Below are 4,963 nucleotides of genomic sequence, written 5' to 3' on the forward strand. Positions count from 1 at the left end.
ATGGGGCACGGGCGGGCGCTCAAGGCCGTCGCGAGGAAGCGGCTCAGGGCGATATACGCCGTGATGCGCGACCGGGTGCCTTACCGGGAGTAGCCCCGACGGTTGACAAAACTATAGGAACACCCAACGACTACCGAAGCGGACCGTGCCGGAATCACAGGTTGAGGACGGACAGCGAAAACGCTCCTAGGCGAGCAAGGTGGCGTGAAAGAGGAGGGCATAGGCCTTGTGGCCATGCCCGACGATTGAACGCCAGATTGCCGCTCTGGCGGGTTTGCAGCGTCGAGCCGTTACGCGGTTTGGTAAAACCGCGTAACCACTAGTTTGGTACCTTGACATTCATTTCTCATGCTCCTAGATTGGTTAGGCACAAAACAATTCCACTACCTAACTAAAGAAAGGAGCAACACTAATTCATGTGCGATGAACCTCTTAACCTTTGTTCGCACGAGCCCGGCGGCGACCCGTCACAGCCGGCGGATGCACCCGAAGCGGTTAGCTCAGAAGACAAGCTTGCCAAGCGCATCCTCAATGGCCTGGGCTTTTGCGGCCATTACATGCATTTTCATGGCGGAGGCGTGTCCGGCAAGGCGCCCATCATCTGCCTGCTGGCCAAGCAACCCGGCGGCGAGATGTCGCAGCAGGAACTCGGCATGCACTTTGACCTCAAGCCGGGGTCGCTTTCCGAGATCCTGTCCAAACTCGAGCTCAACGGCCTCATCGAGCGCAGCCGTAACCCCAAGGATCGACGGCAGCTCACCATTCGCCTGACCGAAACCGGCCGGGAAAACGCCCGCATCGACCAGGCAGCCCGCATTCGCTTTAGAGAGCAGGCCTTTGGTGCCCTCACCCACGACGAGCGCGAGCAGCTCGCCGAAATGCTCGAGAAAATCCGTGTAACCTGGGAGGAACTGGATGATTAAAACCCTCATGGGCAGCATCCGCGACTATATAAAAGTCACCGTTGCCACGCCGTTGCTCGTGCTTGGCGAGGTGCTCTGCGAGATGCTGATTCCATTTATCACCGCCAACCTGATCGACGCCATCAAAGATGGCACCACCGTAGCCGAGATGCTTCCCACCGCGGGCTTTTTGGTGCTCATCGCGCTGACGTCGCTTGCTTTTGGCGCCGCTGCCGGCGTTACCTGCAGCCATGCGAGTTGCGGCTTCGCTAAGAACCTGCGTCACGACCTGTTCTACAAGATCCAGACGTTCAGCTTTGCCAACATCGATGAGTTCTCGAGCTCCTCGCTCGTCACGCGCCTGACCACCGATATCAACAACGTGCAGCAGGCCTTTATGATGATCATCCGTATCGCCGTGCGCGCGCCGCTGGTATTGATCTTCGCCTTTACCATGGCATTTATCATGGGCGGCAGCGTCGCCATGGTCTACCTGGTCATCATTCCGCTGCTGGGCTTTGGGCTGTTCTTTATCATCTTTAAGGTGCGTCCCATCTTCTCGCGCGTGTTCCACAAGTACGACGCCCTTAACGAGTCCGTCGAGGAAAACGTCACCGGCATGCGCGTGGTCAAGAGCTACGTGCGCGAAGACTTTGAGAAGGAGAAGTTCGCGACCGCCGCACGCGACGTCCAGATGGACTTCACCCGCGCCGAGAAGCTGCTTGCCTTTAACAACCCCATGATGAACATCTGCGTCAACGGCGCGTTTGTCGTCATCATCTACCTGGGCTCCAAGCTCATCATCACGAGCCAGGGCACGCTGTTCGACGTGGGCCAGCTCTCCTCGATCTTTACCTATGGCTTCCAAATCCTCATGAGCCTGATGCAGCTATCGATGATCTTTGTCATGGTGACCATGGCCGACGAATCGGCGCACCGCATCACCGAGGTGCTGGCCGCCGAGCCCACGATCGCCGATCCCGCCGAGCCCGTGCTCGAGGTCGCCGATGGCTCCATCGACTTTGACCACGTGAGCTTTAAGTATTCCGCGCATGCGAAGCGCCAGGCGCTCGACGATATCGACCTGCACATTAAGAGCGGCGAGACCATCGGCATCATCGGCGGCACCGGCTCGGCCAAGTCCACGCTCGTAAACCTCATCGCCCGCCTGTACGACGCCACCGAGGGTACCGTGCGCGTGGGCGGCGTGGATGTACGCGACTACGACTTGGACGCCCTGCGCCACCAGGTGGCCATGGTGCTGCAGAAAAACGTGCTGTTTAGCGGCACGATTGCCGAGAACCTGCGTTGGGGCGACCCGAACGCCACCGACGAAGAGGTCCGCGAGGCCGCGCATCTGGCCTGCGCCGACGAGTTTGTCGACGGCTTCCCCAAGGGCTATGACACCTGGATCGAACAGGGCGGCTCCAATGTTTCCGGCGGTCAGAAGCAGCGCCTGTGCATTGCGCGTGCCCTGCTGCGTCGCCCCAAGATCTTGATCCTGGACGACTCCACGAGCGCCGTCGACACCAAGACCGACGCCAAGATTCGCGCAGGGCTGGCAAGCTATCTGCCCAACACGACCAAGCTCATCATCGCCCAGCGCATTAGCTCCGTGCAGGACGCAGACCGCATCATCGTCATGGAGGGCGGCCGCATCGCGCAGATCGGTAACCACGACGAGCTGCTCAAGACGAGCGAGATCTACCGCGAGACCTTTACCTCGCAGAACAAGATGTCTGCCGAGGCCGACACCGAGGCATCCGTAACGCAAGCTCAGACCCAGGAAGGAGGCGAGACACATGAGTAAGGCAACGACCGCCGAGCGCGCGCTCAACCGCAAGGGCGGCACCATGTCGCGCCTCATCAAGACGCTCTTTGGCTTTTACCCCGTGCTTTTGCCCCTCGTCGTCGCCGGCGTGGTGCTCTGCGCCATCATCAACTCCATCGGCGCGACCTTCCTTCAGAGCGCCCTGCAGATTATTAGCGAATCGTGGCAGTCGGGCGATTGGGGAGCCGCGCAGCCCAAGATCGCACAGCTCGTGACCACCCTCGCCTGCATCTACGGCATCGGCATCCTGTCCTCGCTCTTCTGGAACCGCGCCATGGCCATCGTCACGCAGGGCTCGCTGGAGAAGCTGCGCGAGAAGATGTTCAACCGCATGCAGGACCTGCCGATCCGCTACTTCGACACGCACCAGCGCGGCGACATCATGAGCCACTACACCAATGACATCGACACGCTGCGCCAGATGATCAGCCAGTCGCTGCCCAACCTGCTCATGACGGTCATCGTCATCGTCACGGTGTTCTTTATCATGCTGTACTACAGCGTGTGGATGTGCTTGGTCATTATTGCCGGCGTCGCCTTTATGACCTTTATGACCAAGCTGCTCGGCTCCAACTCCGCGCGCTTCTTTATTGCGCAGCAGACCGAGCTCGGCGTTGTCGAGGGCCATATCGAGGAAGTCATGAACGGCCAGAAGGTCGTCAAGGCATTCTGCCACGAGTCTGCCGCCGAAGCCGATTTTGACGAGCGCAACGAAAAGCTCTTCGAGGTCTCGCAGAAGGCCAACATGTACGCCAACATCCTCATGCCCATCCTTATGAACCTGGGCAACCTGCTCTACGTGCTGGTCGCACTGGCCGGCGGCATTTTCCTAGCGCTGGGCGTGCCCAACCTGAGCATCTCGGGCATGGCGCTGTCCATCGCCGTCGTGGTGCCGTTCCTCAACATGACCAAGCAGTTCTGTGGACAGATCGGCCAGATCTCGCAGCAGATCAACGCCGTGGTCATGGGCCTCGCCGGCGCCGACCGTATCTTTGAGCTCATCGACGAGGAGCCCGAAGCCGACGAAGGCTATGTGACGCTTGTCAACGCTCAGGTGAACCCCGATACCTGGCAGCTCGAGGAGGCCGACCACCACACTGGCATGTGGGCGTGGAAACATCCGCACCGCGCAACCGGCGAGATCGAGTACGTGCCGCTGCGTGGCGACCTGGTCATGGACAACGTCGACTTTGGCTACACGCCCGACCACGAGGTGCTGCACGGCGTGTCCGTGTTTGCCAAGCCGGGCCAGAAGGTCGCGTTTGTCGGCGCCACCGGTGCCGGTAAGACGACCATCACCAACCTCATCAACCGCTTCTATGACATCGCCGACGGCAAGATTCGCTACGACAGCATCAACGTCAACAAGATCCGCAAGGCAGACCTGCGCCGCTCGCTGGGCGTGGTGCTGCAGGACGTAAACCTGTTCACCGGCACCGTGATGGATAACATCCGCTACGGCAATCTGGATGCCACCGACGAGGAGTGCATCGCGGCAGCAAAGCTCGCCGGCGCGGACGACTTTATCACCCGCCTGCCCGACGGCTACGACACGATGCTCACCGGCAACGGCGCCCAGCTGTCGCAGGGCCAGCGCCAGCTGATCTCGATCGCACGCGCCGCCGTCGCCGATCCGCCGGCGATGATCCTGGACGAGGCCACGTCGAGCATCGATACCCGCACCGAGGCCATCGTGCAAGCCGGCATGGACAAGCTCATGGAAGGCCGCACGACGTTTGTCATCGCGCACCGCCTGTCCACCGTGCGCAACTCCGACGCGATCATCTGTCTGGATCACGGCCGCATCATCGAGCGCGGCAACCACGACGAGCTGATTGCCAAGCGCGGGTATTACTACCAGCTCTATACCGGAGCGTTTGAGCTGGAGTAGTTCGGCTCGCCGAGATGGCCGATTTGCCGCTCATTCGTCGGGCATGACCCTAAGGTCAATGCCCTCCTCTTTCGGGGCAAATCGACTCATCTCAGCGACCCAAACACAATGCGCCGCAACGAATAAAGCCTCCGCAGCCACACGAGCTGCGGAGGCTTTTTCATGCCGGCCGGAAACCGTATCCCACTTTTCGGGCCCAAAATGGGACGCAGGGGACCTCGGACGTTTTTCCGGACCATGTCGCGGCGCTATGCCGCATGGCCTCTCTCCTCGCGATACTCCCTAATGGTCTTCCATCCTAGGTCCTTCTTGAGCTTGCCGTCCCTGTACCACTCGATA

At 60.3% G+C, this 4,963-nt stretch carries 3 protein-coding genes; all 3 read left to right on the forward strand.

Annotation, left to right across the window (positions count from 1 at the left end; translation table 11 throughout):
- Window positions 1-416: 416 nt before the first annotated feature.
- Genes GDJ93_RS06345 through GDJ93_RS06355 form a run of 3 tightly spaced genes read left to right on the forward strand, consistent with a single transcriptional unit; the run spans window position 417 to window position 4,624 of the window.
- A complete protein-coding gene (locus GDJ93_RS06345; RefSeq protein ID WP_117770394.1) occupies window positions 417-923 on the forward strand; it encodes a MarR family winged helix-turn-helix transcriptional regulator in 507 nt (168 codons plus the stop codon).
- Window positions 916-2,712 (forward strand): ABC transporter ATP-binding protein, encoded by a 1,797-nt coding sequence (locus GDJ93_RS06350; RefSeq protein WP_152068170.1) that lies wholly within the window; start codon window positions 916-918, stop codon window positions 2,710-2,712. Before GDJ93_RS06345 ends, GDJ93_RS06350 begins: the two co-directional genes overlap by 8 nt.
- Window positions 2,705-4,624 (forward strand): ABC transporter ATP-binding protein, encoded by a 1,920-nt coding sequence (locus tag GDJ93_RS06355; protein WP_152068171.1) that lies wholly within the window; start codon window positions 2,705-2,707, stop codon window positions 4,622-4,624. The genes GDJ93_RS06350 and GDJ93_RS06355 overlap by 8 nt, the downstream gene beginning before the upstream one ends.
- Window positions 4,625-4,963: the final 339 nt, after the last annotated feature.

The organism is Collinsella aerofaciens (assembly GCF_902501475.1).
Classification (GTDB): Bacteria; Actinomycetota; Coriobacteriia; order Coriobacteriales; family Coriobacteriaceae; genus Collinsella; species Collinsella aerofaciens_AL.

Bases quoted from the DNA above. Each gene is read 5' to 3' on its own strand.
- GDJ93_RS06345 (WP_117770394.1), top strand. From the start codon at position 417: ATGTGCGATGAACCTCTTAACCTTTGTTCGCACGAGCCCGGCGGCGAC.
- GDJ93_RS06350 (WP_152068170.1), top strand. From the start codon at position 916: ATGATTAAAACCCTCATGGGCAGCATCCGCGACTATATAAAAGTCACC.
- GDJ93_RS06355 (WP_152068171.1), top strand. From the start codon at position 2,705: ATGAGTAAGGCAACGACCGCCGAGCGCGCGCTCAACCGCAAGGGCGGC.